The following is a 4,360-nucleotide window of genomic DNA, read 5'->3' on the forward strand; positions in this document are numbered from 1 at the left end:
TTGCCGATGCGTGGCTGCTAAAAGAAAAGACACATCGCGCCCGCGCGGCGTGAATGAGGAGAAGACAAATGGCCGCTTTGGACCAGACCCAAGTCAAGGATGGTGTTGATCAGGAAACCGTGGACGCAGTCCGCGAGGTTGGCGGTGCTTACAAATACGGTTGGGAAACCGATATCGAGATGGAATATGCCCCCAAAGGGCTGACCACGGATATTGTCCGGCTGATTTCGGAAAAGAACGAAGAGCCGGAATGGATGCTGAACTGGCGTCTGGAAGCCTATGAGCGCTGGCTGACCAAGGAAGAACCCGACTGGGCGATGGTCGACTATCCGGAAATCGATTTCCAGGACCAATATTATTATGCCCGTCCCAAGTCGATGGAAGTGAAGCCCAAGTCGCTGGACGAGGTCGACCCCAAGCTGCTGGCGACCTATGAAAAGCTGGGTATCCCGCTGAAAGAACAGATGATTCTGGCCGGCGTTGAGGGCGCTGAAAATGCGCCCGCCGAGGGCCGCAAGGTTGCCGTGGACGCTGTTTTCGACTCCGTTTCCGTCGGCACCACATTCCAGAAAGAGCTGAAGGAAGCGGGCGTCATCTTCTGCTCGATCTCCGAAGCCATCCGTGAGCATCCTGAGCTGGTCAAAAAATACCTCGGCTCGGTGGTTCCGGTGTCCGACAACTTCTATGCAACGCTGAACTCAGCCGTATTCTCAGACGGATCGTTCGTCTATGTGCCGCCGGGCGTTCGCTGCCCGATGGAACTGTCGACCTATTTCCGCATCAACGCGGAAAACACCGGCCAGTTTGAACGTACCCTGATCATTGCCGATAAAGGCAGCTATGTCAGCTACTTGGAAGGCTGTACTGCCCCAGCGCGCGATATCGCCCAGCTGCACGCCGCAGTGGTCGAAATCATCATCGAAGAAGACGCCGAGGTGAAATACTCCACCGTTCAGAACTGGTATCCGGGCGACGAGAACGGCAAGGGCGGCATCTATAACTTCGTCACCAAGCGTGCCGACTGCCGCGGCGACCGCGCCAAGGTGATGTGGACCCAGGTGGAAACCGGCTCTGCCGTGACCTGGAAATACCCCTCTTGCATCCTGCGCGGCAATGAAAGCCAGGGCGAGTTCTACTCGATCGCCATCGCCAACAATATGCAGCAGGCCGACACCGGCACCAAAATGGTGCACCTGGGCAAAAACACCAAGTCGCGCATCGTGTCCAAGGGGATCAGCGCCGGCAAGGCGCAAAACACCTACCGCGGGCTGGTGTCGATGCACCCCAAGGCCAAGGACAGCCGCAATTACACCCAGTGCGACTCGCTGCTGATCGGCGATAAATGCGGCGCTCACACGGTTCCCTACATCGAGGTCAAGAACAACTCCTCCCGCGTGGAGCATGAGGCGACCACGTCCAAGGTGGACGACGACCAGCTGTTCTACTGCCGCCAGCGCGGCATGGACGAGGAAGAGGCGGTGGCCCTGGTGGTCAACGGCTTCTGCAAGGACGTGCTGCAGGCGCTGCCGATGGAGTTTGCCATGGAAGCGCAACAGCTGGTTGCGATCTCGCTGGAAGGGTCTGTCGGCTGATGGCAGGCCCTTGGGCAGCACCGCAGGGAGGCAAGAGTATGATCGTCACAACCACACCGAGCGTCGAAGGCTACCAGATCGCCGAATACAAGGGCATCGTGGTGGGCGAGGCGATCATGGGCGCCAATGTGGTGCGCGATGTCTTTGCCTCGATCACTGATATCGTCGGCGGCCGCTCAGGCGCGTATGAAGGCAAATTGCAGGATGCCCGCGAAACCGCCTTGGCTGAGCTTGAAGACCGCGCGCGGGACAAGGGCGCCAATGCCGTTGTGGGCGTGGATCTGGACTATGAAGTGGTCGGGCAGTCCATGCTGATGGTTTCGGCCAGCGGCACCGCTGTGGTGCTGGGGTAAGGGGCCGGACAGTGGCAAAAGACGAACAGATCATTGAGCGCCCGCAGCTTACTCTGCCGCCTGAAGAGGCTGAGTGGGTTCGAAGCCATTACCGGGATGCAGGCGTCATTCTGGAATATGGCAGTGGCGGCTCGACTGTTCTGGCGTCTGAGCTGAGCGGGAAAAAGGTCTTTTCCGTCGAGTCTGACAAGATGTGGTACCGCATGATGAAGCGGTACTTGCGCCAGGCTGGCAGCAAGTCGGTAGTACATCTGCACCATGCCAATGTCGGCAAGACCGGCAAATGGGGCAGGCCGGTAAATAACGACATGTGGCGCCGGTTTCATCAGTACCCGAATACGATCTGGGACCTTGCACACTTTGAGGCGCCGGATCTGGTGCTGATTGACGGGCGGTTCCGGGCTGCCTGTTTCCTGACTGTTATGTTGCGGACCGAAAAGCCTGTCACCGTGCTGTTTGACGACTATGCCGGGCGGGCCCTGTACAAGCAGGTCGAGAAATGGGTAAAGCCGGTTGATATCCGTGGCCGCATGGCCCGGTTCGAGCTGCTTCCCGACAACCTTCCGCGCCGGGATCTGACGCAGATCCTGACGCTTTACACAAAAACCTTCTAGGCGCCGACGGCTGCCGGAACAGTACTAAGCGAGAGGCAAAAATGCTCGAAATCAAAAACTTGCACGTCAAGCTGGAAGATGAGGATAAGCAAATCCTGAAGGGCGTCGACCTTAAGGTTGAGGCAGGCAAAGTGCATGCCATTATGGGGCCGAACGGTTCGGGTAAATCCACTCTGTCATATGTGCTTTCAGGCCGCGACGGCTATGAAGTGACCGACGGTTCTGCCGAACTGGAAGGCGAAGACATCCTGGAGATGGAGCCGGAAGAACGCGCCGCAGCCGGCATGTTCCTGGCGTTCCAGTATCCGGTGGAAATCCCCGGTGTCGGCAACATGACCTTTCTGCGCACCGCAGTGAACGCACAGCGCAAAGCCCGTGGCGAGGAAGAGCTGTCGGCCTCCGACTTCCTGAAAATCATCCGCGCCAAGGCGAAGACCCTGAAAATCGACGCCGACATGCTGAAGCGCCCGGTCAACGTCGGCTTCTCCGGCGGTGAGAAGAAGCGCAACGAAATCCTGCAGATGGCGATGTTGGAGCCGAAGCTGTGCATCCTGGACGAGACCGACTCCGGCCTTGATGTGGACGCGATGAAACTGGTGGCCGAAGGCGTGAACGCCCTGCGTGATGAGGGCCGCGGTTTCCTGGTGATCACCCACTATCAGCGCCTATTGGACCACATCAAACCGGACGTGGTGCACATCCTGGCAGGCGGCCGCATTGTCAAGACCGGCGGTCCTGAGCTGGCGCTGGAAGTCGAGAACAACGGTTACGCCGGCATCCTGGCAGAGGAGGCGTAAATGGCCCTGCCTGAAGTCAAGCAAAGTGCAACCGAGGCGCGGCTGTCCGCGCTGTCCCTGCCGGAAAGCGGCTGCCTTAAGGCGGCCCGGCAGGCAGCGCTGTCGCGGGTCCAGACCATGGGTCTGCCCAGCCGCCGCGATGAGTACTGGAAATACACCCGCCCCGAGACATTGGTGCAGGCTGAGGCAGCCAAAGCTGCCGTTTTCGCCGCGGATGAGACGCCGATGTTCAGCGCCTTTGACCGGCTGAACATTGTTTTTGTCGATGGTGTCTTTGACGCTGAAGCATCGGATGATTTGTCGCTGGAAGGTCTGACCATCGACCGGATCGCAGACATCTGCTGCAAGGATATCCACTGGGCCAAGGACTTGTACGGCGTTCTTGAAGCGCGCGGGCAAACTCCGGTGGAACGCCCGCTGGCGGCGCTGAATACCGCTTTTGCAACGGACGGTGTGGCGATCCGGGTGACCGGCAAAGTATCCAAACCGATCAACTTTACCTATGTGCACTCGGATGAGAGTTCCGACGCGATCCTGCACCACGTGATCCGCGTGGAAAATGGCGCCGAGGTGACAATCCTGGAAAACGGCCCGGCGGCCTCGCGCTTTAACAAATGCATGGAGATCGACATTGCCGACAGCGGCAAGCTGCACCTGGTGCGGGCACAGGGCCGGGATCACGAGCGCCGTGCGGCAACACATCTGTTTACCCGCCTTGGCACCGAGTCTGTGTTCAAGTCTTTCACCCTGACCGTGAATGGCGTGCTGACCCGCAACGAGGCGGTGATCGAACTGACCGGCGATGACGCGATTGCGCATATTGCAGGCGCTTGCGTCGGCGATGGTGATTTCCATCACGACGACACCGTGTTCATCACCCATGACGCGGTGAACTGCGAAAGCCGCCAGGTGTTCAAGAAGGTTCTGCGCAACGGGGCAACCGGCGTGTTCCAAGGCAAGACCCTGGTGAAGGAAGGCGCGCAAAAGACGGATGGGTATCAGAT

At 59.0% G+C, this 4,360-nt stretch carries 5 protein-coding genes; all 5 read left to right on the forward strand.

The window, feature by feature from the left end; all coding sequences use genetic code 11:
* Positions 1-68 precede the first annotated feature (68 nt).
* Positions 69-1,592, forward strand: a complete 1,524-nt coding sequence (sufB, locus tag A2I95_RS26575; protein WP_027258902.1) for a Fe-S cluster assembly protein SufB — start codon at positions 69-71, stop codon at positions 1,590-1,592.
* A 38-nt stretch (positions 1,593-1,630) separates the two neighbouring features.
* Positions 1,631-1,945, forward strand: coding sequence for a heavy metal-binding domain-containing protein (locus A2I95_RS26580; protein ID WP_027258903.1), 315 nt, complete (start codon positions 1,631-1,633; stop codon positions 1,943-1,945).
* Positions 1,946-1,956: 11 nt separating this feature from the next.
* Positions 1,957-2,559 (forward strand): hypothetical protein, encoded by a 603-nt coding sequence (locus A2I95_RS26585; protein WP_027258904.1) that lies wholly within the window; start codon positions 1,957-1,959, stop codon positions 2,557-2,559.
* Positions 2,560-2,600: 41 nt separating this feature from the next.
* On the forward strand, positions 2,601-3,356 hold the full coding sequence (sufC, locus tag A2I95_RS26590; protein WP_027258905.1) for a Fe-S cluster assembly ATPase SufC: 756 nt from the start codon (positions 2,601-2,603) through the stop codon (positions 3,354-3,356).
* The coding region (locus A2I95_RS26595) for a SufD family Fe-S cluster assembly protein (RefSeq protein WP_291734754.1) at positions 3,357-4,360 on the forward strand (1,004 nt) is incomplete at its 3' end. It abuts the gene before it with no gap.

It is taken from the genome of Leisingera sp. F5 (genome assembly GCF_001593695.1).